Raw genomic sequence first — 25,454 nt, forward strand, 5'->3', positions numbered from 1 at the left:
CCGTCGGCTTAGGTTAATAACCGCGGCTAACGCCGTCGGTTTAGGTTGGTAACCGCGGCTAACGCCGTCGGTTTAGGTTATTCTCGCGTTACGGTTTCATCTAAGTTCAACAAGATACTAGCGAGTACGGTGTCGGATGTATCTGGATTGGTGGTGCGAGCTGCTTGCCAGGCTTGCAACAGCAACTGCTTTTCTGCTGCGGTAGGTGGACGTGCAATGACTTGCTTCACCGCCCACTGGATTCGCGCGTCATCGCTAGCGCCGCCTTCAGCGGTAATGAGTTTGCCTAGCGCTTGAGCTGCCTGGTAAAAGCCGGGCTCGTTCATCAGGATGAGGGCTTGCAGCGGCGTATTGGTGCGTGAACGACGCGCGGTGCAGAACTCGCGGTCCGGGGCATCGAAGGTTTGCATCACCGGATGCGGTACCGTGCGTTTGCAGAAAGTATACATGGTGCGTCGAAACAGGTCGTCACCTGTACTGGTTGGCCACGACGTGCCGGGATAGTCGGCGCCCACGACCAGCCCCTTATAAAGTCCTTCGGGTTGATAAGGATAAACGCTCGGGCCACCCAAACGCTCACGCAGCAAACCCGATACAGCCAAGGCTTGATCGCGCAGCATCTCGGCTGTCAATCGCACGCGCGGTGCGCGAGCCAAATATCTATTATCCGGATCGTCGCTTAATTGTTCGGGTTTGACAGTGGATGATTGTCGATACGTTTGCGAGAGCACTACTCTGCGCAGGAACTGCTTGGTGTTCCAACCCGATTCGATAAAGTCGCGCGCCAGCCAATCGAGCAGCTCAGGATGACTGGGATATTCGCCTTGGAAACCAAAGTCTTCCAACGTGCGTACCAGGCCACTACCAAACAGCATGGCCCACATGCGATTGACGGTAACACGGGCCACCAGCGGATGATCGGGACTGGTCAACCATCGAGCCAGGCCTAAGCGATTGCGAGGGGCACCTTCGGGCCACACGCCCAACAACTTCTCGGGTACGGCCGGCGTGACCTGGTCGCCGTGCGCATCATAAGCACCGCGCTTGAGTACATAAGTCGGTCGGGGTTGCGGCAATTCTTGCATCACCATCGTCGTCGGCAAACCACGATACAGTTGCAGATATTCGCTCCATAACTTGCTACGGATGTCGAGCAGTTGGGCGAAGTTGCTGTTCTGCTGGCCCAGCGCGGCATCGATCAACCATAAGCGTTCGCGATCGTTGGCTTTGTCTTGAGCCACCCGCACGCGAGCATAGGGCAGTCCGCTGTCGCGAAAGAGTTGACCAACGTGAGCCGTATTGAGTTCGGCGGCATAGAATTGCAACTGATCGAGTGCGCCACGAAAAGCCGGCGCTTGTGGAGTACGTTCTCCACCGACGTTGTAAGTCGCATGGCCGGCCACTGAGTCGCCGCTCAGTCCATCGTAAGTCGTATGCAATAGTTGCGGCTGGCCATCGATCCAAGCTTGCATGTTGACGGCTTTTTTGGTGCCGCCCATAACTACCACGATGTGTCGCCACTGGCCCGCCACCAACTTGGCACCCTCGGTACGCATGCGAATTGCATAAGCCGGAAAGGTATCGTTGGTGCGCAGTTCCAGTTCACCATCGCTTAAACGCAGTTCGTGACCTTTGGCAAAACCTTGCGCACTATTATTGCCTTGATAGTTAACACTCGAGAGGATGGCCACCTCGTTAGGGCAATCGACATCGGGTTTAATCCACAGCGATAGAGTGCCACGTTTACCGAGATCGATCTTGCCGGCAGGCACTTCGGCAACTGGTCCTGCAGCCCCGATCCGCCAGGCTTGACCCACAACTCCGGGCACCAATTTCATGGGCTCACCCAACGCCTTCCAACTATCGCCAGCGGGTTGGTCGCTTTCGCAGTCCAGCGTTAATGCGGCTGCGGGCACCTCTATTTTTGATTGAGCGTCAGCGGTTGCGATGGGGCCGCTGGGCTCCGCTGCTGAGCCTGCGGGCAGAGGAGTGCTGGCCTCGGCGACCTTGTCAGCCGGTGTTGAAGTCTCGGATTTAGTGAGCTCCGGAGCCCCATTATTTTCTGCCGGTGGCGCTGACTGCTCACGAAGCATTGTTTGGTAGAACTCTTGCCGCAGGCTGTCTAGCTCGGCATCGACTTTCTCCAATGCCTTTAATCGCTCAGCCAATTCGTGTTGTTGATCGCGCGTCGGCGCGGGGATCATGGGTACGGCGTTGGCGATGCGACCATCTTCACCATGTTCGGGCACATTATTAAAGAAGGCGAACAGGCTGTAATAATCAACTTGCGTCAACGGATCAAACTTGTGATCGTGGCAGCGTACGCATTCCATCGTTAGTCCTAACCAGGCCGTGCTCATTGTGCGCACGCGGTCCGCCACATACTCCACACGATACTCTTCTTGGATAATGCCGCCTTCGCTATTGATCACGTGGTTGCGACAAAAGCCGGTGGCAATGCGTTGTTCGAGAGTAGGGCTCGGGAGCAGATCGCCAGCCAGTTGTTCAGTGATAAATTGATCGTAAGGCAAGTTATCATTGAAGGCATCGATAACCCAATCGCGCCAGCGCCACATCTCGCGAGCAGAATCATTGTTGAAGCCGTGTGTGTCGGCATAGCGAGCCACGTCGAGCCATTCTTGGGCCATGCGTTCGCCAAAGCGTGGGCTGGCCAGCAGTCGATCAACGGCATGTTCAAAAGCCACCGCACCTTTGTCTTTGACGCTGGTGGTGAAGTCATCGGTTTCAGCGACCGTCGGAGGCAGACCGGTCAGGTCCAGCGAAACTCGGCGCAGCCAGGTTTCAGGCAGCGCCGGCGGCGACATTGTCCAGTTCTTCTCTTGCAGTTTCTGTTGGACGAAGTAGTCAATCGGATTGGCATCGGCAGGTATGACCTGTTTTTGAGGGACGTTGAACGCCCAGTGGCTGGCATATCGACCACCCTCGGCGACCCAACGTTTCAGAATCAAGCGTTCTTGTTCGCTGAGTTGTTTGTGGCTCTTGGGGGGAGGCATAACGACGTCGACATCGGTCGCTTCGATGCGCGCAATCAATTGGCTTTCATCTGGCTTGCCCGCCACGATGATGTCCGATTGATCATCTGGAGCCACATCCAAACGCAAGTCGCCCTGCCGCTGCTTGGCATCTTGACCATGACAAGCAAAACACTTGTCCGACAGGATCGGTCGCACGTCGCGATTAAAGTCCAACTTGGGAGCATCGGCTCGTGTGTGCAAGGCCAAGAGAGCAACTAGCCAGAGAGCCAGCCAAGAGTAGCGCATAGGTAGAACCAGAGGTGTGGGAGGTAATAATTGAGGTGGGAATCCAATTATCGCGCCTGCCCGACCCGAATGCAACTCAGGTGACCTCCGCTTCCGGTATACGTAGCGGAACGCGTCAAGCGTTTCGAAAGATTTCCGTAGCGGAACGCGGCAAGCGTTTCGAACCGAATACCAACCACAGATCGAAAGCCTTGATGGCTTCCGCTACTCTACAGATCGAAAGCCTTGACGGCTTCCGCTACGATTGGCTGCGTTTGACCGCTGGGAGGCTGGAAGCCTGGGGCGCCTTGCAGCTATACTAATGCCGTTCTGCCACCCAGTACCACTTTTCGTAGGGACCCGCACATATGAATTCCCGCCGTAGCTTTCTCAAGACATCTGCTGTTGGTTTGTCTGCAGCCACTGCGCCGTTGATACTTCCCAAGCTATGTGCGCAAGAGTCAGCCAATGATCGCTTGAATGTCGGTGCGATTGGTGTGGGTGGTCGTGGCAGCGGCATTGCTGACCAGGCGGGCAAGCTGGGCAATATCGTCGCCGTTTGCGATGTCATGCGGCCCAATGCGGAGCGATTTGCCGCCCAACAATCGGAACGTGGCCACAAAAGTCAAGTCTATACCGACTATCGCGAAATGCTGGACAAGCAAAAGGACATCGACGTCGTGACGATCGGTACCCCCGATCACTGGCATGTGAAGATTGCTATCGAAGCGATGCAAGCGGGCAAGCACGTGTACTGCGAAAAGCCGCTGACGATGACCATTGCTGAGGGACAGTTGGTTGAAGCGGCTGTAAAGAAATACGGCAAGACGTTCCAGGTCGGCACGCAGCAACGCAGCGAATTTGATATGCGTTTCTTGAAAGCCGTCGCCATCGCGCAAAGCGGTCGCTTGGGCAAAAACTTGGAAGCCGTCAGTTCGGTAGGCAAAGCGGCCTCGCGCAGTCCGAACAAGGATCAACCCTTCGGCCCCTTCCCTACCTCGACTCCGCCTGAGAATCTCGATTGGGACCTGTGGCTTGGCCCAGCGCCAAAGGTTGATTTCTGCGATCAGCGCATCGGCTGGAATTTCCGTTGGTGGTTTGAATACTCGGGCGGGCAAGTCACCGACTGGGGCGTGCATCACACCGACATCGCCTTCTGGGCCTTGGCAGGTGCCGATGGTCAAGCGGTTGAAGCTGAAGGCACCGGAGATTTCATGGCCGTTGAGCGCGAGCAAGTTCGCGATTTCCTGCTCGGCAAAGTCGCGCCGTCTGATATGCCTGCAGGATTCAATACTGCTTTCAGCTTCGACGTCGATATCAAACTATCGACCGGAAACACGATCAAGCTGGTTAGTGGTCCCAATCAACTATTGATCTCGGGTGAGAACGGTCGTATTCGTGTCAACCGCGAACGTTTGACTGGTAAACCAGTGGAAGATATCGATGCCGACCCGAAGGCCAAACAAGAGATCGAAGAGTTGATGGCCAAGCTATACGGTGGCTCGTTGCCCAATGAACATCTGGGGCACATGAGCAACTTCTTTGACTGCGTCAAATCGGGCAAACAACCGGTAGCCAACGTGGTTGATCACGTTCGCGCGGTCAACGCCTGCCACTTGGCCAACATCGCGCTCTTGACCGGCCGCAAGGTCAAATTCGATCCCAAAGCGCAGCAGTTCGAAGGCGACGCTGAAGCCAACGGCTTGATCTCGCGTGAAAAGCGCTCGGGCTTTGGAATTACGGTTTAGCCGCATCGCCGCCAGTCGGTGTGCGGCGGCATGTCCGCTTTGACCTCGCAAACAATTTGATCGACCCACAGGGAACCCCGCCTTATGTCCCGTTGGATTGCAACCCTTGCAGTCGTTGGTTTTATATCGTCAGCATTGTTGGAGCCCTTGTTTTCGGAGTCACCGGATTTCGAACGCGATGTGGCTCCACTGCTGATCAAGAACTGCCTTGAATGCCATAAAGCCACTGACCCCAGTGGTGGATTGAATTTGACCAATGCCGAAGGTCTGCAACGTGGTGGCGATAGCGGACCGGTAATCGATTCAGTCAAACTGGATGCCAGTTCCCTGTGGCAGCGCGTACACGCTGGCGAAATGCCGCCTGAGAAAAATGGCCAGCCACAACCACTGGCGCCGGCTGAACAACAACTGCTCAAGGCCTGGATCGAGTCAGGCGCCGCCTGGCCCGAGGCTCGAGTGTTGGATGCTTATGAACGTACCACTGCCAAACGAGGCGGCCGCGATTGGTGGGCGTTTCAACCGCTCAGCCATGCTCAGCCACCCACACCAGCGACAATCGATTCAGTCGGTAATCAAGCGACCGGTACGCATCAGATGTCGCCGATCGATGCATTTTGGCTGAGCGGACTGAAGTCGCAAAACATGGCGCCCGCACCGCTGGCAGAGAAAGCGATCTTGTTGCGCAGGCTGTATTACGATTTGATCGGACTGCCGCCCACAGCTGAAGAAATCGAGCAGTTCACTAACAACAATGAAGACGGTGCCTATCAAGCCATCGTCGATCGCTTGTTGGCTCGCGCGGAATTCGGCCAACGTTGGTCGCGTTATTGGCTTGACGTGGTGCGTTATGCCGAGACCAACGGTTACGAACGCGATGCGGTGAAACCCAATGCCTGGCGTTATCGCGACTGGGTAATCCAGGCCTTCAATACGGACATGCCATACGATCGCTTTGTGATCGAACAACTGGCCGGAGATGAGTTACCCGAGCGCACGGAACAGACAGTTATCGCAACTGGGTTCTTGAGACTGGGCACTTGGGACGATGAGCCCAATGATCCTCTGGAGTATCAATACGATCGTTTGGAAGATATGGTCCATGCGACCACGACGGCCTTTTTGGGATTAACCGTCAAGTGTGCGCGTTGTCACGATCACAAGTTCGATCCGATTCCACAAACCGATTATTATCGCATCGCAGCAGCCTTTTGGGCTGGACCGGTGGCTCATCGCGAGCGTCAGTGGAACGGTGGGCCAACCAAAGAAGAACTGGGTTACGATGTCCTGGGCTGGACCGACCTGGGACGGGACGCACCTGAGTTTCATTTGCTGAAGAAAGGCAATGTGCATCGACCGGCCGAAGTGGTCAGCGCTGGTTCGCTGACGGCGACACCTGCGATGGCCAAAGAGTTCCAGCCACCGGCGACAGACTCAAAGACCACGCAGCGTCGTTTGCAACTGGCCCACTGGATCGTCGATCGTCAGAATCCGTTGACGGCGCGAGTTATGGTCAATCGCATTTGGCAGCATCTCTTTGGCGAAGGACTGGTGCGCTCACCAGATAACTTGGGATTCCAAGGGCACAAGCCCGAGCATCGCGAGTTGTTGGATTGGCTTGCCCAGGACTTTATGGACTGCAATTGGCATTTGAAACGCATGATTCGTCAAATCGTGTCGACGCAAGCGTACCGCCAAAGCTCCCTACATCCACAAGCTGCCGAACTGGAGCAGCGTGACCCTGACAACCTGTGGTTATGGCGATCCAACCGCCGGCGTTTGGATGCTGAAGCTCTGCGCGATTCGATATTGATGGTCAGCGGCCGCTTGGATACGCGCTGTGGTGGCGAAAGTTTCCGAGCGCCGATCAATCAAGAGGCACTAGAAGGTTTATCGATGAAGTCCGGCGCATATCAAGCCTCGCCGGAGAGTGAGACCACGCGCCGCAGTATCTACATGTTTGCTAAACGGTCGTTGCAAGTTCCGCTGATGACCGTCTTTGATTGTTGTGATTCGACCACCCCGGCTGGTCGTCGCGATGTCACGATCGTGGCTCCGCAAGCTTTGACTCTGCTGAATAATGAATCGATCCGCAGCGAGAGCGCGGCCATTGCCAAACGCGTGATGGAAAGTACAGCGGATAATGAAGGGCGAGCAGTGGCGGCCTGGCGCATCGTGTTAGGTCGCTCGCCGACACCCGCTGAAGTGGAACTTGCCCAGAAACACGTCGCCAATGTCGAAGACCCGACCAGCGCCTGGACAGCTCTCTGCCATGTGCTGGTCAACACCAACGAGTTTATTTACGTCGACTAGGAACCTCGTTCCGTCTCGCTTCGCCTGTGCCACGACATTTGTGACTACCAAGGATTCATCATGAACCAATTCCCTTGCCGCTTGACGCGTCGAGAATCGCTCTGGCAAATGTGTGGCGGCGTGGCCGGCGTGGCGCTAACGGCCATGTTGGAAGCGGACGGGTTCTTTGACAAAGTTGGCTATGCCGCACCGCCGACGGCTCCCACCAATCCGATGTCGCCTCGGCCACCGCATTTTGCCACGAAGGCCAAGAGCTGTATCTTTCTGCTAATGAATGGCGGGCCGAGCCAGGTGGATACATGGGACTACAAGCCCGCGCTGGAAAAATATGCTGGACAGCCGATGCCAGCGGACAAAAAGTTCATCAACTCGGGTGGTCGAGCCGTGGGTTTGCTGGCACCATCGGTGCGTCCGTTTCGTCCGGGCGGTCAGAGTGGATTGATGATCTCCGATTTCTTTCCCAAGCTGCGCGAGCACGCGGACAAACTAGCCGTGGTTCGCTCGTGTTATACAGACACACATGCCCATGGATCGGCGCTGGTGCAAATCAATACGGGCAAACCGATCATTGGTCGTCCATCGCTAGGTAGCTGGGTCACTTATGGTTTAGGATCGGAGAATCAAGATCTACCTGGGTATGTAGTGATGCTGGACAAACGCGGCGGACCGATTGGAGGTCAACCTAATTGGTCCAGCGGATTTATACCAGCTTCTTATCAAGGCACACTCTTTCGTCCTGCCGGTACTCCAATTCTGGATTTGAGTCCACCGGCCAGTGTCTCGCGTAACGAACAGCGAGATCAGTTGGATCTACTGGCGGAATTGAATCGTCAACACATGTCGACTCGACCGGGTGCAAGTGAACTGGCTGCGCGGGCGGCGAGTTACGAACTCGCTTTTCGCATGCAAGCCGAAGCGCCCCAAGCGGTCGATCTATCGCAAGAATCAGCATCCACACTGCAAGCTTATGGCACTGAGCAAGCGGAGACCGCCGAGTTCGGTCGCAATTGCCTGATCGCGCGTCGCCTGGTGGAGCGTGGAGTCCGATTTGTGCAGCTGTATTCAGGCGGCGGGCATTTAGAAGAAACGTGGGACGCGCACGAGAGTGTGGAGAAGAACCATGGAAGGCATGCCGGTGAGACGGACGGCCCGATTGCTGCACTACTGACCGACTTGGAGCAGCGCGGCATGCTGGATTCGACGCTAGTGGTGTGGGGTGGTGAGTTTGGGCGCATGCCCTTTAGCGAGGGCGTCAACAAACCAGGACGTAATCATAATCCGTATGGCTTTTCGATCTGGATGGCTGGTGGCGGGATCAAGGGTGGGATGGCTTATGGTGAAACCGACGAGCTCGGTTTTGAAGCCGTAACCAATCGCGTGCACGTTCACGATATTCACGCCACCATCTTGCATCTGCTGGGCATGGACCACACGCGGCTGACCTATTTTCATCAAGGCCGCGACGACCGCTTGACCGACGTCTTCGGCAACGTGATCAACGATATTGTCGCCTAGCAGTAGAGCGGCTGTCCCCAGCCGGTCCGCACCCGGCAAGCCGCTCGCCTGTAACACTGGACCCTGTGTAGAGCGGCTGTCCCCAGCCGCTCAGCACCCGGCAAGTCGCTCGCCTGTAACACTGGACCATTGAGCCACTGGTCGGAAGAAACATTGGTTAGAGGGTTCGGAGCAGCTGAGGACAGCAGCTCTACGGTTCAGCACCCGGCAAGCCGCTCGCCTGTAACACTGGACCATTGGACCACTGGTCGGAAGAAACATTGGTTAGAGGGTTCGGAGCAGCTGAGGACAGCTGCTCTACGGTTCAGCACCCGGCAAGTCGCTGGCCTGTAACACTGGACCATTGGACCACTGGTCGGAAGGAACATTGGTTAGAGGGTTCGGAGCAGCTGAGGACAGCTGCTCTACTGTTCAGCACCCGGCAAGCCGCTGACCTGTAACACTGGACCATTGAGCCACTGGTCGGAAGAAACATTGGTTAGAGGGTTCGGAGCAGCTGAGGACAGCTGCTCTACGGTTCAGCACCCGGCAAGTCGCTCGCCGGTAACACTGGACCATTGGACCACTGGTCGGAAGAAACATTGGTTAGAGGGTTCGGAGCAGCTGAGGACAGCTGCTCTACGGTTCAGCACCCTGCAAGCCGCTGGCCTGTAACACTGGACCATTGAGCCACTGGTCGGAAGGAACATTGGTTAGAGGGTTCGGAGCAGCTGAGGACAGCTGCTCTACGATGGCTTCTCTGCGATTCTCTGCGTCTCCGCGTTTAGTTGCTTTCTTACGCCGCGGTCCAAACTCTGGCGAGTTCGGCTACTGGCTAACCGAAACTTAAGCCCTTTGCTGGGGTTAAACCTCAACTGGGCGGGGCGTTTTTCGAGATGACGGTACTTGCCTGGGCGACTACAATACAGGTTGAACCCCACCAATTGATCCGCTCCTGCGCATTCTTTCATTTTCATCCCCACCCACATTCCGCATTGTTTCCTGGAGTTTTTGCAATGGACCATCGCCCAGCGTGTATTCACGCAGGTAGCTTGGACAGTGCGTCGGCCGCTCTTCCCGGACCTCGGCGCCACCTGAATCGCTCTAAAAAAGCTCGCATTCAGAGCGCGCGTAGTGGTCGAATCACGACCATTGTGCTCTTTCTGGTCGCCTTATTTGCGGCCGGCGGCTACGGAGCGTACCGCTTGTATATGCCCACCGGCGACAGCGAACAAAGTGGTCCGCTGCTGCAAAAAGTGTCTCGCGGCCCTTTCGACCACATTGTGCTGGAAGAGGGCGAAGTCGAGAGTAGCAGCAATATCGATGTGCTATGCGAAGTCAAAACCCGGGGTACTGCCGGCACACCCATTCTGTGGGTGATCGACGAAGGCACTTATGTCAAAAAGGGCGACAAGCTGGTCGAACTCGATAGCTCTGGCCTCGAGACGGAACTACAAGCTCAGCGCATATTGGTCTCTAGCGCCGAAGCGGTGGTGATCAGCAGCAAAGCCGCAGTCCGAACAGCCGAGATCGGCTTGCAAGAGTATGTCGAAGGCACGTTTGAAACGGAAAAGCGCGCGATCTTGAGCGAGATCGCCTTGGCCGAGCAAGAGATGCGGAAAATGGAATTGAACCTGGCCAGTGCCGAACGTTTAGCGGCCAAGGGCATGGTCAAGTCCCTGCAAATCGATGCTGAGAAATTTGCTGTCTCTAATGCCAAGAACATGCTCGATTCGGCTACCGGCCGCTTACGCGTACTGGAACAGCTAACCAAAGAAAAAATGAAAGTCCAGTTGGAAAGCGCGATCGATGCCGCCAAGGCCAAGCTGTCATCGGACGAGAGCGTGTTAGCTGAAGAACTGAACAAGCTGCGCGAAGCCGAAGATCAAATCGCCAAGTGCGTAATCAAGTCACCGGCTGAAGGCGTGGTGGTTCACAACAATGTGTTCAGTGGTCGCGGCGGGGCAGAGTTTGTGGTGGAAGCTGGTGCGTCGGTTCGCGAACGCCAATGCATTATCAAACTGCCCGACCCGAACCGCATGCAAGTCAAAGCCAAAATTAACGAGTCCCGCATTACGCTGATTCGCGAAGGCATGCCGGTCCGCATCGGCATCACGGCTGCTTCTGACGAACTGAAGGGACGCGTAAAACGCGTTAACAAATACGCCGAACCTGGTAGTTGGTTTAGTTCATCGGTGAAGGAATACGCCACCTACATCGAGATCATGGAGCCACCTGAGACAATTCGAACCGGCATGACCGCCGAAGTGCGCATTTTCGTCGAACAGTTGAACGATGCGCTTCAAATCCCAGTTCAAGGCATTTATGAATTCAAAGGGCACCATTTCTGTTTAAAGAAAGACGGTCCAGGCTGGAAGACGGTCGAGATCAAAATCGGCGCTACCAATGACAAGATGGTCACCATCGAAGAAGGTCTGGAAGAAAACGACGAGATCGTTCTCAATCCGCGCAGTCGTTTGGAGTTGTTCGACCTGCCTGAAATCGAAGATGTCGAAGATCGCGAAGAGCTAGCCCGCATGGCCAAAGAGCCTATGCCCAAGAGTGAAAACACTGCCGCGGCACCAGGGGCTGATGGTGCAGCTGGTGCGGGAGGCGGTCAATTTTCGCCCGACGTCATCGTCGATCGCATCATGTCCAGCGGGGATACCGATAACGATGGAAAACTCTCAGCCACCGAGCTGGCTGGTATGGATGAACGCATGCGCGAGCGCGCTCAACAAGCCGACGCCAATCGCGATGGCTCGGTCGATCGAGCTGAACTGTCGGCAGCCATGAAAAAAGCTATGGCTCAACGTGCGGCTCAAGGCGGAGGACCCGGTGGACCGGGCGGTGGTCCGGGAGGTCCGGGGGCAGGCGGTGGAGCCGCTGGTGGACCTGGCGGAGCGCGCAGCGTTCCCGGCGCTGGACGCCCACAATAACCAAGTTCTTACACAGCACGCTAATCAAATCGCAACCATGAAACTGGCTTGTTCGGTACGAGATCTAAAAAAAGAATACGTGCTCAAAGGTGAAACCGTGCGCGCGCTGCGCGGTGTCTCGTTTGACGTACCTGAAGGCGACTATGTCGCCATCATGGGGCCATCCGGTTCCGGTAAAAGCACACTACTAAACATGCTCGGCTGTTTGGATAAACCAACCGCTGGCGGTTTGTTTCTGGGCGACGATAACGTAGCTCAAATGTCTGATGATGAGTTGGCCGAAATCCGTTCGCGCCGCATCGGGTTTGTGTTTCAAGCATACAACTTGATCCAGCAGTTAACCGTTGTCGAAAACATCCAAGTGCCGTTGTACTATCAAGGTCGCTTGGGGCCCAAGGAACATCAACGCTGTCAAGAACTGGCCGCCATGGTTGGTTTGCAAGATCGTTTGTACCATCGACCAACTCAACTCTCTGGGGGTCAACAACAGCGTGTGGCCATCGCGAGATCGCTGGTGAACGACCCTTACTTTATCTTGGCTGACGAACCGACGGGTAATCTCGATTCGCGCACGACCGCTGAGATTCTGTCGATGTTTGATCGACTGAATGAAGAAGGACGCACCATCATTTTGGTGACGCACGAAGACGATGTGGCGCACCGGGCTAAACGCGTCGTACGACTGCGTGACGGTCTGTTGCAATCCGATGAGTTGCATACGCCTGAGCAGCGCCGTGAAGCTGCGGCTCGGTCACTGGCCGCCATTCCGCCGGCCGAACCGGCTGGTGTTTAAGTGAATTTTGTTCAGACGATTTTGATGACGAGCTGCTGATATGTTGTGGTTGCGAACTGTCGAACTGGGAATAAAAAGCCTGTGGCTGCACCCGATGCGCTCGCTGTTGACCGTCTTGGGTATCTTCATCGGCGTGGCCAGCGTTATCTGGCTATTGGCCATCAGTGAAGGTATCAGTCGCGAAGCTCAGAAGCAGATCGAGAGCTTGGGCGCCGATACGATCATGATTCGCTCGGTCAAACCACCTAGCGAAAAACTCAACGCCCAAGGCGTCACCCCCTACGGACTGAAACGCAGCGAATTCGATATGCTGCTGACCACCATACCGACGATCAAAAGCGCCATTCCAATTCGTGAGATTCGTCGCCAGTTTCAGTACCGCGACCGTATTCTCGATGGTCGTCTGGTTGGCTGCACTCCTGAATATGCCGAAGTTACACGACTGGTGGTCGAAAATGGTCACTTCATTACCGATGCCGAGAACTTCAGGCGCGATACTGTCTGTGTGCTGGCAGCCCGTGTGGCTGAACGTTTGTTCCCTTACGAAGACCCGTTGAACAAACGTGTTTTCATTCCAGAACACAAGGATTTCTACACCGTCGTCGGCGTGCTCCAACATCGCAACGCCTCGGCCGCGATCGGTGGATCGATGGACGCGCAAGACTTTTCCAACGACATCTACATCCCAATTAAAACTTTGCAGCAGCGCATCGGTGATACAATCACCATTCGTCGCGGAGCATCGTTCGACGGTGAAATCATCGAACTGAATCAAATCACCCTGCGAGTCAACAGCGTGGGTGAAGTCAAGCAGACCGCCGAAGTGATCGAAGACGCGCTTTCCAGCCACAAGCAGATGGAAGATGTGCAAGTTGTTGTGCCACTGGAACTACTTGAACAAGCGCGAACCATGCGCATGATGTTCATGGTGTTCATGGGCTTGGTCGCCGCTATTTCGCTGCTGGTCGGTGGTATCGGCATTATGAATATCATGCTGGCTACCGTGACCGAACGCACGCGCGAGATCGGCATCCGTCGAGCATTGGGCGCCAAACGCGATGACATCGTGCGACAATTCTTGGTTGAGACAGCCGTGTTGAGCGTCGTGGGTGGGCTAACCGGTATTCTGGCCGGGGTCTTCTGCAAACCGGCCGTCGTTGGCTTGCGAGATTTAGTTTCAGCCTGGTACCCAGATACGATGGCGGCACTACCTGAAGTCGTACGTAACGTGACGCCATCGATTGTGCCAGCTTCGATTCCCATCGCCTTCGGGATATCTATATTGGTCGGTATCGTCTTTGGTCTATACCCCGCCATCCGCGCTGCCCAGATGAACCCTATCGAAGCCCTGCGCCACGAGTAACACTGCTCCATCAGACCGCGGACTGCACGTAGCAGCGTCTCTCCGAGACGCTGATCGGTTGCCGCTAGAGTCTTGCAATTGCAGGGATCCGAGTCTCGGAGAGACTCGGCTACGTGCACGTAGCAGCGTCTCTCCGAGACGCTGATCGGTTGCCGCTAGAGTCTTGCAATTGCAGGGATTCGAGTCTCGGAAAGACTCGGCTACGTGCACGTAGCAGCGTCTCTCCGAGACGCTGATCAGTCGCCACTAGAGTCTTGCAATTGCAGAAGATCCGAGGCTCGGAGAGACTCGGCTACGTGCACGTAGCAGCGTCTCTCCGAGACGCTGATCGGTTGCCGCTAGAGTCTTGCAATTGCAGGGATCCGAGTCTCGGAGAGACTCGGCTACGTGCACGTAGCAGCGTCTCTCCGAGACGCTGATCAGTCGCCGCTAGAGTCTTGCAATTGCAGGGATTCGAGTCTCGGAAAGACTCGGCTACGTGCACGTAGCAGCGTCTCTCCTAGACGCTGATCAGTCGCCGCTAGAGTCTTGCAATTGCAGGGATCCGAGTCTCGGAGAGACTCGGCTACGTGGGTCGGCTTTTTACTTACCGATACAGAATCTCGAAAAGATTTCGCCTAGGACATCATCGCTGTGAACCTGGCCGATGATGGTCGACAGGTCTTCGATTACTAAGCGCAGTTCGGCTGCGACCAGTTCTTCACCGTCGCCGGCTTGCACCAGTTCGATAGCAGCTTGCAGGGCCGCCTGCGCTGCATGAAGGGCTGAGCGACAGCGGACGGCTGTCTCATGTACCAAAGCCAAAGGATCGACGCCGGCCACAGTACGCTCACTGCGGATCAATTGTGCAATAGCTCGACGTAAGGCGACGATCGATTCGCTAGAGCGAAAATTCGTAAAAAGGCAATGAGTCTTAGCCACATTTAGCCGCTGTGCTGCCTCGCGCAGGCCATGTCGGCCGTGGTCGGTGGCATTATCACTTTTAGTACCTACGACGATCCAACGAACGACCGAGCCAGGCAGACTCAGCAAGTAATCGGTTACGGCGGACCAATCGTCGGTGGTCGAAAGGTCGATACACAGCACACCAAATTCTGATTCATCCAGGCACTGATTCAGTTTGGCTTGGGCCAATGCACGAGGCGAATGATCTGCCAGCAGTTCCCAGCCAGCGGTGTCCAACAAATCGAAGGCGGTATCCTCAACCGTAATACGATGTTGTAGATAGTCGCGGGTAGTGCCCGCCACATCGGCGACGATCGCTAGCTCTTCGCAGGCCAGGGCATTGAACAGCGTGCTCTTGCCCGAGTTCGGCAGACCGGCCAACACGACTTTGGGGACCAGATCGGTGCTCGAGCGCGTGTCCAATCTCCCAGCAAACTGCTGCAAGTGATGGGCGACTGTCTGAAGCTGCTGGAGCAACTGGTCCGAGTCGATGAATTGGATATCTTCATCGACAAAGTCCAGTCCGGCTTCGAGTTCGGCCAGTACCCCAATCACGGTTTCACGCAAAGGCGCAACGGATGGCGCCAGGTTGCCGCCCAGCTGCGCCAAAGCGGTTGCCAAGGTGTCCTGCGAGTCTGCTTGAATGACTCCCAACACCGCCTCGGCCTGCGCCAAATCCAGCTTGCCCGCCAAGAAAGCTCGCAGGGTAAATTCACCCCGCCCGGCGACCTGGGCCCCCAACTGGCAGCAACGATCGATGATCGCTTCAGCCAGCGGCAGGGCTCCGACAAAGTGGAGTTCGGCAGCTGGACTACCCGTGTAGCTGCGCTCGTCGGGCCAGTATAGGAGCGTTAGTGGTATCCAACGTTGCAATCGCGGTAAAAAAGCCCGGCAATCGCACCAGGTTAAACCAGGGGCATCAGGCACAGTTGGAGGCACGGAGGACGGTCCCAAATCGCGGCTGCATAAAGCTTGCACGATTGTGGCTGTATCTGGCCCAGCCAGACGTACGATCGCCCGTTCGGCTCCTTGGGCTCCACTTGCCAGGGCAACAATCGTACGATGAAGATCTGGCAGCATGAGGCCCTGGGGTCCTTTGACAGTTTGGCAATGTGTGCGGAAAATGGTCCGCTCTTTCAGCCCCTGATTTTAACTCGACGGATTAAAACCTGGATGCACGCTTTACGTCTTGCACAAGAAATGATCGCTCATGATTCTGTGAGCGTGCGCTCCAATGCCCCGGTGGCCGCACAAATGCGACGCTGGCTGGAATCGCTGGCCTTTGATGTCGAACAACTGGAGATGACCGATGGCAACGGCCAGTTGAAAGTTTCGCTGGTCGCCAAGCGTGGGAAAGGCCAAGGGGGAATCGGGTACTTCTGCCACAACGATGTAGTACCGGTTGACGACTGGAACGCAGCCGCTGGTGGTCCGTTTTCTGGCGCCGTTCGCGACGGTCGACTGTACGGACGCGGTGCTTGCGATATGAAGGGTTCAGCCGCAGCCGCCCTAGCCGCTGTTTCGCGTATCGATCCGCAAGAACAGGCTGCGCCAATCTACTTCGTGGCCACCTCGGATGAAGAACATGGCATGCAGGGCGCGCAGCTAGTGGCCACTCGTTCGCAGCTGTTTGCGGAAATGGTAGCCGCAGGCACTCTAGGCATCATCGGTGAACCGACGGAACTGCAAGTCAAACATACGCACAAAGGCGGTTGCCTGGTTAGTGTCAGAAGTCATGGACGATCAGCTCATAGCAGTACAGCCGAAGGCATCAATGCCAATTGGCCACTGATTGAGTACCTCACCTTTGTCCAATCGGTACAACAACGTAGCCTGGTTCAGCCCACGCTGCTTAACGAAACCTTCGATCCGCCCAACCTGTCGCTCAACTTGGTCATCAAGAATAAGCCCGCCGCCGGTAACATCACCGTGGGACTGGCGACCGCGCAGATCTTTTTGCGCCCGATGCCCAACGTGGATTGGGAAGGGCTGGTTGATGAGCTAGCCGACAAAGCGACCAGCCTGGGATTAGAAGTAGCGCCGATCCGCAAGCTGCCGCCGGTATACACCTCGCCAGAGCGCCCGTTCGTCCAGTCGGCCATGAAGCTGACCGGTCAAGCGCAGAGCGGCTCGGTTAGCTATGCAACCGATGGCTGCTGGTTTACCCAGTTGAGTGACTTGATTGTGTTGGGACCGGGCAGCATTCAGCAAGCGCATCGACCTGATGAGTGGATTTCGCTCGAGCAACTCGAGAAGGGAGTCGACCTCTTCGAAAAGTTCTTCCGTCGTTTTGCCACACAGTACATCACCAATCTCTCGACGCCTTCGCAAGAATCGATCCCGTTGCCATCGGCAGCTCGCAGTCTGCCACCGATGAAAACCGCCGCCACACGTCCAGCCAAACCCGAGGTTGCGTTTCGTCGCGGCACAGCCGAAGACGCAGGCGCGGTCAATGATTTCTTGAAGCCGTTCGTTAACCAACGCCAACTGTTGCGCCGCACGCGGGCCGAGCTAGAGTTGCTAGTGCCCAGCGGCTACTTGGCCATAGCCGATAATCAAATCGTTGGCTTTTCTGCTGTCGAAATCTACTCGCGAAAGTTAGCCGAGATCCAGTGCCTGGCGGTTGAACCCAAGTTTCAGGGGCAAGGATTGGGTAGCGAGCTAGTGCGCCGCTGCGTCGAGCTCGCTCAGCAGCGCGGCGTAATGGAAGTATTGGCCATTAGTTCGTCAGATAGTTTTCTGCAAAAGCTCGGATTCAACTACTCGCTGCCCGATCAGAAGAAAGCCCTGTTTTGCCAACTTCGCAGTCGCGATGAAGTGTACAGTGGTCACCATAGCGACGAAGAAGACTAAGGAACCGGTGCACGGGAGAAGAATCCATGCTGCTCTACATCGATGAGAGTTTTGTCGAACACGATACCGGTCGGCATCCAGAATGCCCTGATCGCATTCGTGTGCTGAATAAAGTCTTGCGCGAGCGCGGTTGGGTGGAGCGTTGTGAGAAACCGCAATGGAATGCGGCCACGCGCGAGCAACTACAAACGGTTCACCAGGTTGCCTACGTTGAACAGTTAAAGAACTGGTGCGAGCAGGCAGCGGGGCGCATCGAGAGCGACACGGTTGTCAGTCGCGGATCCTGGAACGCAGCTCTACGAGCCGCCGGCGCGGCGATCGATGCGGTGAAGCGGGTAATGACCGGGCCAGACAAACTGGCCTTTTGCGCTATTCGCCCTCCCGGCCATCATGCGTTGCCCACTGGCCCGATGGGATTCTGTTTATTTAACAACGTGGCGATCGCTGCCCACGCTGCTTTGGCCCAAGGCGCAGTGCGCGTGCTGATCGTGGATTGGGATGTGCATCACGGCAATGGCACGCAAGATGTCTTTTACAACGATGGACGCGTGGCCTTCTTTTCTATCCATCGCTGGCCCTTTTATCCCGGAACAGGCAGCCAGAGCGAAACCGGTTCGGGAAAAGGATTGGGCTGGGTACGCAATGAACCGGTGCCTGCGGATATTACCGTGCAAGACTTTACAGAGAAGTTCACGCGAGGTTTGGAGGTCATGCTGGAGAAGTCAAAGCCTGATCTAGTTTTGCTGAGCGCCGGCTTTGACGCACATCGGGCCGATCCAGTTGGCGGACTGTGTTTGATGGAAGAGGACTTTTGCGGACTCTCGAAGGTCGTCAAACAAGCCGTCGATGCTCATGCACATGGACGACTGGTCAGTCTGCTAGAAGGCGGTTACCACTTGGATCATATGCCGACGTCAGTCATTGCGCATTTGGAAGGCGTGACCGAAGGAATGCCCAAGTAAGCGGTCCCTGCAGTTCACATTGCCGATCGTGAAACCTTGAGTTTCAGATCTTCACCCAACTACCTGTGCGATGGCTTTCGACAATGGCATCGCACAAGACGATTTCGCGATGTCCATCGGCAAAGGTAGGAAAGGTTGGCAGGGCACTGAAATCACCGCGTGCGATATAACCATAGAAATCACGGCATAGCTGTTTGAAGGTATCAGGGAAGCCTTCGTTGTGACCACCTGGGTAGCTGGCAAACTGACGCGCTTGAGGACTTAGCAAAGCTGGATCGCGAATGAGCAGTTCGTTGGCACGGTCGCGATGACCGATCCACAATTCATTCGGTGATTCACTGTTCCATGCCAATGATTGATTCGAGCCGGCAATTTCAAAGCGACAACAGTTTTTGCGACCGGCCGTTACCTGCGAGACCCACATTACACCGCGACCACCGCCCTCTAGCCGCAGCAAGATGCTGCCACAATCATCGGTATCGATAGCGATCGGTTCCGTGTTCACTGCCTGGTTCAGTTTGCTGCTGAATGTTTCCACACTACCGACCGGGCGCTGTCGCACCGGAAACACTGTCTGCAAATCGGCAAATACCGCTTCGACATGACAGCCGGTGATCGCATACATCAAATCCAGCCAGTGAGTACCGATATCCGACACCGCGCGCAGTGGACCACCTTCGTCGCTCAGAACGCGCCAATTGAAATCGGTGGGATGGAACAACCAATCCTGCACATAGCTGCCGGCCATGTGCACGATCTTGCCGACCTGGCCATCGCGCACACGTTGGGCCGCTTCCAGGCAGAGTGGGTAGTAACGAATGTTGTAATTCACTCCCGCCGCCAACCCACTTTCGCTTGCCAATTGGACCAACTGCGCCGACTCTTGCGAATTCATAGCCAGTGGCTTTTCGCACAGCACATGTTTGCCAGCCCGCAGAACGGCAGAGGCTTGGGCAAAATGGAATCGATTAGGCGTAGTGATATGGACGACGTCCACGTTGCTGTCGGCCAGCAGTTCATCCAGCGATGCGTAGGCTCGCTGCAGGCCGTGTTGATCGACACAGGATTGGGATCGCTCCGGACTAGAACCCAGGACACCGCGGACTTGCACACCGGCTCGAATTAGTCCTTCAATGTGTACCGGCCCAATAAATCCGGTTCCGATAACAGCTGCCTGCAAATCAAACATTGTGGTCCCATTTCGTGTGGAGGCATCTCAAAGACCACATTAAGCCCCGGGCGAAGCGGGCAGTGTATCCAAGGTCGGTGCATTTGGGTCTACGTCAAGGGGCTGTGATGCCGAAGGAGCGACTTGTTCAATCGATGACCGTTGGCTAGCCAACGCAGCGATCATCGAGCGTAGGGCATTAACGTGTACTAATACCGCGCGAGCCTCTGCCCTCTGGCCCGCGCTGGCTAGTGCTTGCGCGTCACGGACTAAGGCATCAGCGGCGAGCGTTAATTGTTTGAGGGATGCAATTCGCTTGCTAACATGTTGCAGCCCTAAGTCGCTGGCAGCTAGCGCCGAACCCGCACCATCGATCGAAACTGTAGATGACGTGTTGAGAGGTGGGTAATTTAGTGGCGGTACTTCCAGGCTTTGGTCGCCGCTTCGAATCGCTTGCAAGATTTCGTCCAGCACCATTTGGTTGCCAGCGGAATTGGCTCCAACGGCCTTTCGCTCGGCTTCGGTAGCACCCAGGCTGGGCGGAATGGTCGGAATCGCAGGCGTCTTTAATTCAGGCTGGCCATCGCCAAGTAAATTTGCTTCCGCCCCAGCGCCCGTGGCTGAATTGGTTTGATTGACTTGCGGCAAGCTGGGTGGGTCGCTGAGCGTTACGGGTACTTCGACATCGAGCTTTTCGACCACTTGCGGTTCATCGCCGGCGCGCGTCAGCCCGGAGACGATTACTACCACCCCTGCATTCACGACAAACAAGCCCAAGGACCATCGAAGAACTTTGGCAGATAGCGTCATTCCGTTTCCGCTCGCGGTTGAAGATGTTAAGTAACGGACTCTTACGTAGCACTAAAGTTGCAGATGCACCCGAAGTAACGCATCCCTTTAGGATTGCAGGCGAGCTTCCGCTTGTGCAATCACCTCTGCGGCATCCGGATACTGACCCGACTGTTTAGCCCGCTTGATTTGAAAGTAGAAGACGGTGGCCAAGGTCGTAACAATTAGCAGTGGAGCGCCGAGCATCAAATAGATGCTCAATTCGAAGCCGCGCGCCAGATTCAAACCCGTTTGACCGTTCTCGAGAAATCCATCTTTGCAGTTTGGACACGCCAGAGATATACCGGTCAGCCAGACCCATCCCGCCGTCGCCAAGGCAATTTGTGATACTCGTGCAAACATTCGGCAATCCGCCAAAAACAACCTAAGAACTCGACTACTGCAATCACTATAGGATACCACAAAGCTGGTTACCTGGCAGCCTCTGGTTACCAGGCTCTTGCCTGGTAACCCATTGCCTCGCAGGCTCCGCCTGCGCATCTCAAAGGAGATCGTCCAGCTTTTAAAGTGTGGCATTGCATGGCTTTAAGGGTTCTGGGTGGCACTGGCTATTCGCAGCATTGCCAGTGCTCGCAACGAAGCGTTTGATAATCGGTCTTTGTAGCTTCCATGCACTGGCAATGCTGCGCATAGCCCTTTGTAGCCGATCTCGCCAGAGATTGGACGTCGATCGGAAACGCGTCCAAAGTCTGGCGACTTCGGCTACAGGGTGGCACTGGCATTGCTGCCAGTGCCACCCGCAGTGCCTGGGCACGAGGTCTTTGGGAATTACCCCCTCGGACAGCTTGTCGCCTACTGCAAATTTCCAGTATACTACTCCACTTGAGCGGTAATTTCACAAAAACCCCACCTACGAAGGGAGGGTTGCGATAATATGTGTTTGGAGCAAATGGTGAGTTCAACCCCGTTGGGATCAACAGGGAGTGTGGATAGGTTTGAGACCATAATGGTCGTCGAGGATGAGGAGGAAGTTCGTAAAGTTGTTTGCTTGACCTTGGAGCTGCAAGGTTATCGCGTGCTGGCTGCGGCTGACGCGGAGCAAGCGCTGGCACTGCTGCGAACGCGGCAGGGGAACCTCGACCTATTGATCGTAGATGTTGTTTTGCCTACTTTGCGCGGACCGGAGCTAGCAGAACTTGCCAACCAGTTACAGCCAGGTTTGCAAGTGTTGTATATCAGCGGGTATTCAGACGAAGCGTTAGGCGAGCTAGGCGTCGCGAGCGACCACGCAAACTTTCTGGCCAAACCGTTTTCATCGGCGACGTTGGGCAGAAAGGTTCGGCAGCTCATGCCTCGCTGATCGACAAGCAGATCGACAGGTAGCGGAAGCCGTCAAGGCTTTCGAACATCGAAAGGTAGCGCACGCCGTCAAGGCATTCGAACGTTCCCCGACGTAGGGCAGGCTGAGCACGAAAGCCTTGACGGCTTCCGCTACGGGCACATAAAAAATTCCTCGCTCGAATGTACGTTGTGGTATCATAGAGGCCCCTTCTGTGTCTGCATTCTGCAACGTCTATTGCTAAGAATATTTATGTCTGCATCGGCTTCACCGCCACGCGACCCGCTGGCCACTTTGCGAATTGATCGCTCCGCGCCGCCTCCGCGCCGCCGATCTCCGTGGCTCAAGCGAATGGTTTGGCTAGTACTGCTGCTGCTAATGGGTGGAGGCGGATACTGGGCACTCTTTTTGGGAGGCCTCTCCAATAACAGTTCGGTGCAACTGGAGAAGTGGATCTCGCTGCCCGATGCGATCAAATCGCGGCCCGAAGTCCGGGTGATACGAGCGGTCATCGAAAAGGGACGCTCGGCCGATGCTACAGTTGTGGCCACGGGCTATCTTGAGTCACGCAGACAGGCCAAGATCGGGGCCCGCGCTCCTGGACGCATTGAAGTGGTCAATGTCGAAGAAGGCAGTCGTGTCAAGAAGGACGAAATTTTGGCGGTGCTCGAGCATGCCGACTTGGATGCCTCACTGGCTGCGACGGCCGCCAGTGTATCCCGAGCGAAAGCGAATTACGACGAGCAGCGGATACTGATCGCGCAAAACAAGCGCGAATTTGAACGCATGCGCGAGTTATTGCCCTCGCGCGGCATTTCGGAATCTGAGCTCGATCAAGCTCGTTATCAATTCGAAAGCGCAACTGCGCGGCTGGAGTCAATGAAAGCTGATGTTCAACTAGCCGAGGCCCGGCTGAGGGAAGCACAGCAGCTGAAAGAGAACATGTTCATTCGCGCTCCCTTCGACGGCACGGTGATCTCCAAAGATGCGGAAGTGGGCGAATCAATCTTGCCGGGCGGAATGGGTGAAGCCTCGGGTCGTGGCTCGGCGGTAACCATCGCGGACCTCGAGCACTTGGAAGTCGAATGCGATGTCAAAGAAGATTACATCAGCCGGATCCTGCCAGACCAGGCGGCTGAAGTCGCTGTGGACGCAGTTCCCGGCAAACGGTATCGCGGAGTAGTGAGAAAGATCATTCCAATGGGAGACCGCGCCCGCGCGACTATAAAAGTCAAAGTCGCTATCGTGGACGTCGATCAACGGTTGTTCCCGGAGATGAGCGCTACGGTATACTTCCTGCCGGCCGCTGACGAAACTGCCGATGTCAATCCCCAGCCGCGCATGTTCTGCGCAGCCGATGCGGTTGTCGAAGTCGACGACGACAAACGTGTATGGATCGTCGACAAAGCCAACCACGTTCAGCCCAAGACCGTTACGGTAGGCAATTCCAAAGACGGTCGCGTCGAGATCCTCAGTGGACTCGATGGCAACGAACGCATTGTGTCCAAACCGCCAGAATTATATGCCGATCAAGCGGTGAAAGTTGTCGAATAGCCCGCACTCGGTTCGACCAACTCACACCGAAGCTTTGAATCGATCCTTCACCAGGAGCTTGATACTTTGTCACCTTCAGAAGCTATCGTTTCGATTCGCGATCTGACCAAAGAATTCAGACGCGAAGAGATCCGCATTCCCGTTCTGAGCGGACTAAACCTGGAACTGTACCAGGGCGAATATATGTCGCTGATGGGACCGTCGGGATCGGGCAAATCGACGTTGCTGAACTTAATTGCCGGTCTGGATAAACCCACCTCAGGCAAAGTCATCGTTTGTGGCCAGGACCTGGGTGCTACTTCGGAAAGCCAACTGGCCAAGTGGCGTTCGCGCCACATCGGCTTCATCTTCCAGCTTTACAATCTGATTCCAGTTCTGACTGCTTATGAAAATGTCGAATTGCCGCTGACGCTGACACATCTGTCGCGACGCGAACGCGATGACCACGTCAAAGCGGCCTTGAGTGTCGTCGGCTTGGATGACCGCATGGACCATTATCCGCGGCAGTTGTCGGGCGGTCAGGAACAACGTGTTTCGATCGCACGCGCGATTGCGACCGATCCGACATTGATCGTAGCCGACGAACCGACCGGCGACTTGGATGCCAAAAGTGGATCGGAGATCCTCGAATTGATGCGGCGCTTGAACGAAGAATTTCACAAAACGATCATCATGGTGACCCACGATCCCAATGCGGCTGCTCGTTCCAAACGGCAACTACATCTGGAAAAGGGCGTTTTAGTTTCTGACACGCGAACCACAGTGCAGGGAGCCAGCGCATGAAATCCTTGGTCTATATCTGGCGCAATATCACGCGCAACAAATTGCGTTCGACCCTGACCATCTTGTCGATTGCCTTCAGCCTGGCGCTCATGACAATTCTGTATGGCTACATCACCATGCAAGGGGCCTGGGCAGCCCAGTCGGTGCAATTCAATCGCATCGTGGTCATGAACATTCAAGGGTTTGCCGGTCAAGTACCGATCGCGTACGTCGATCGCGTTCGATCGGTCGAAGGCATTAAAGATGCCGTGCAATACTCCTGGTTTGGTGCAGACTACAAGACGGAAAAAATGCCCTTCGCACAGTTTGCTACCGATCCGAAACATGTGTTCAACGTCTGGGAAGAATTGAAGATTGCTCCCGATCAACTGGCTGACTGGCAGTCGGATCGGCAAGGCTGCGTAGCCGACAAACATTTGGCTGACCGCTACGGTTGGAAGATCGGCGAATCGATTCCACTGCAGAGCACCTTCATGCCTATCCCGCCTCTGGAGCTGACGCTCAAGGGCACCTTCGAAGGCCCGCAGAACACCGACATGTTGCTGTTCGACTGGGAATACATGGATGAAGTCGTGCGCCAGATCGCTCCTCAAGAAGGTGCCAACTCCGGTACGATTTGGGCCAAGGTCGAAGGCGCAGACATGGCTGCAGTCAGCAAGTCGATCGATGATAAATTCGCCAGTTCGCAGAATCCAACTCGCACTCAGACCGAAGCCGCCTTTGCCAAGATGTTCACCGATATGGTGGGTGACATTCAAAAGATCATTCAATGGATCGCCCTGGCCGTTGTCTTTGCGTTGTCGCTGGTGGCCGGCAATGCCATGGCCATGTCGATGCGCGAACGTACCACCGAGATTGCCGTGCTGAAAGCGATTGGTTTCTCCAAGCTGCGAGTACTACTTATGATCGTGGGCGAATCGGTCATCATTGCCACTATCGGCGGAGCAGTCGGGATCGCCTTGGGTTGCGGTTTGTTTGAAGTCTTGCATCGTGCGTCGATTCAGCTGATTCCCTTGTCGGTTTCCGAACTAGTTGGAGTATGGATCATAGCTCTGCTACTAACTGCCGCCGGGATCGGGTTGGTAAGCGGATTGATTCCAGCCATTCGCGCTGCACAGCTATCGGTTGTCGATGGCCTCCGCCGGGTTGGTTGA

Annotated in this window: 18 protein-coding genes; 13 read left to right on the top strand and 5 right to left on the bottom strand. The window is 55.6% G+C overall.

All coding sequences use genetic code 11. From position 1 onward, the window contains the following. Window positions 1–77: 77 nt before the first annotated feature. Window positions 78–3,281, bottom strand: coding sequence for a DUF1553 domain-containing protein (locus SH573x_RS19275; protein WP_479349346.1), 3,204 nt, complete (start codon window positions 3,279–3,281; stop codon window positions 78–80). Window positions 3,282–3,316: 35 nt separating this feature from the next. Here SH573x_RS19275 and SH573x_RS19280 point away from each other — a divergent pair, with 35 nt between their 5' ends. The 7 genes from SH573x_RS19280 to SH573x_RS19310 all read left to right on the top strand — a co-directional run bounded on the left by SH573x_RS19280 (window position 3,317) and on the right by SH573x_RS19310 (window position 13,907). Next, a complete protein-coding gene (locus tag SH573x_RS19280; protein ID WP_479349347.1) occupies window positions 3,317–3,583 on the top strand; it encodes a hypothetical protein in 267 nt (88 codons plus the stop codon). A gap of 45 nt (window positions 3,584–3,628) precedes the next feature. Continuing rightward, window positions 3,629–5,008, top strand: a complete 1,380-nt coding sequence (locus tag SH573x_RS19285; protein ID WP_479349348.1) for a Gfo/Idh/MocA family protein — start codon at window positions 3,629–3,631, stop codon at window positions 5,006–5,008. A gap of 84 nt (window positions 5,009–5,092) precedes the next feature. After that, entirely contained in the window at window positions 5,093–7,318 is a 2,226-nt protein-coding gene (locus tag SH573x_RS19290; protein WP_479349349.1) for a PSD1 and planctomycete cytochrome C domain-containing protein, read from the top strand. A gap of 60 nt (window positions 7,319–7,378) precedes the next feature. Then, complete coding sequence (locus SH573x_RS19295) at window positions 7,379–8,833, top strand: DUF1501 domain-containing protein (protein ID WP_479349350.1); 1,455 nt, start codon at window positions 7,379–7,381, stop codon at window positions 8,831–8,833. Window positions 8,834–9,828: 995 nt separating this feature from the next. Then, entirely contained in the window at window positions 9,829–11,751 is a 1,923-nt protein-coding gene (locus SH573x_RS19300; protein ID WP_479349351.1) for an efflux transporter periplasmic adaptor subunit, read from the top strand. 37 nt (window positions 11,752–11,788) lie between these two features. Then, window positions 11,789–12,544, top strand: coding sequence for an ABC transporter ATP-binding protein (locus tag SH573x_RS19305; RefSeq protein WP_479349352.1), 756 nt, complete (start codon window positions 11,789–11,791; stop codon window positions 12,542–12,544). Between the two features lie 40 nt (window positions 12,545–12,584). Further along, window positions 12,585–13,907 carry an ABC transporter permease gene (locus SH573x_RS19310; protein ID WP_479349353.1) on the top strand — a complete coding sequence of 441 codons (1,323 nt, stop codon included), beginning with the start codon at window positions 12,585–12,587 and terminating at the stop codon, window positions 13,905–13,907. A 582-nt stretch (window positions 13,908–14,489) separates the two neighbouring features. On the opposite strand, the gene SH573x_RS19315 is transcribed toward SH573x_RS19310, so the two are convergent. Then, window positions 14,490–15,932, bottom strand: a complete 1,443-nt coding sequence (locus SH573x_RS19315) for a tRNA modification GTPase (protein ID WP_479349354.1) — start codon at window positions 15,930–15,932, stop codon at window positions 14,490–14,492. Window positions 15,933–16,025: 93 nt separating this feature from the next. Here SH573x_RS19315 and SH573x_RS19320 point away from each other — a divergent pair, with 93 nt between their 5' ends. Next, on the top strand, window positions 16,026–17,705 hold the full coding sequence (locus SH573x_RS19320; RefSeq protein WP_479349355.1) for a M20/M25/M40 family metallo-hydrolase: 1,680 nt from the start codon (window positions 16,026–16,028) through the stop codon (window positions 17,703–17,705). A gap of 26 nt (window positions 17,706–17,731) precedes the next feature. After that, a complete protein-coding gene (locus SH573x_RS19325) occupies window positions 17,732–18,667 on the top strand; it encodes a histone deacetylase family protein (protein WP_479349356.1) in 936 nt (311 codons plus the stop codon). 43 nt (window positions 18,668–18,710) lie between these two features. Here the strand turns inward: SH573x_RS19325 and SH573x_RS19330 are convergent, their stop codons facing one another. The 3 genes from SH573x_RS19330 to SH573x_RS19340 all read right to left on the bottom strand — a co-directional run bounded on the left by SH573x_RS19330 (window position 18,711) and on the right by SH573x_RS19340 (window position 21,026). Next, on the bottom strand, window positions 18,711–19,856 hold the full coding sequence (locus SH573x_RS19330; RefSeq protein ID WP_479349357.1) for a Gfo/Idh/MocA family protein: 1,146 nt from the start codon (window positions 19,854–19,856) through the stop codon (window positions 18,711–18,713). Between the two features lie 39 nt (window positions 19,857–19,895). Continuing rightward, window positions 19,896–20,645, bottom strand: a complete 750-nt coding sequence (locus SH573x_RS19335) for a hypothetical protein (protein ID WP_479349358.1) — start codon at window positions 20,643–20,645, stop codon at window positions 19,896–19,898. Window positions 20,646–20,732: 87 nt separating this feature from the next. Continuing rightward, a complete protein-coding gene (locus tag SH573x_RS19340) occupies window positions 20,733–21,026 on the bottom strand; it encodes a hypothetical protein (protein WP_479349359.1) in 294 nt (97 codons plus the stop codon). A 604-nt stretch (window positions 21,027–21,630) separates the two neighbouring features. Here SH573x_RS19340 and SH573x_RS19345 point away from each other — a divergent pair. The 4 genes from SH573x_RS19345 to SH573x_RS19360 all read left to right on the top strand — a co-directional run bounded on the left by SH573x_RS19345 (window position 21,631) and on the right by SH573x_RS19360 (window position 25,454). Then, window positions 21,631–21,984, top strand: coding sequence for a response regulator (locus tag SH573x_RS19345; RefSeq protein WP_479349360.1), 354 nt, complete (start codon window positions 21,631–21,633; stop codon window positions 21,982–21,984). A 231-nt stretch (window positions 21,985–22,215) separates the two neighbouring features. Further along, a complete protein-coding gene (locus SH573x_RS19350) occupies window positions 22,216–23,517 on the top strand; it encodes an efflux RND transporter periplasmic adaptor subunit (RefSeq protein WP_479349361.1) in 1,302 nt (433 codons plus the stop codon). Between the two features lie 66 nt (window positions 23,518–23,583). Continuing rightward, window positions 23,584–24,300, top strand: a complete 717-nt coding sequence (locus SH573x_RS19355; RefSeq protein WP_479349362.1) for an ABC transporter ATP-binding protein — start codon at window positions 23,584–23,586, stop codon at window positions 24,298–24,300. Beyond that, the gene (locus SH573x_RS19360; RefSeq protein WP_479349363.1) at window positions 24,297–25,454 is read left to right on the top strand and encodes an ABC transporter permease; all 1,158 of its coding nucleotides are present in this window, start codon (window positions 24,297–24,299) and stop codon (window positions 25,452–25,454) included. The genes SH573x_RS19355 and SH573x_RS19360 overlap by 4 nt, the downstream gene beginning before the upstream one ends.

The organism is Rania fehmarnensis (genome assembly GCF_056494185.1).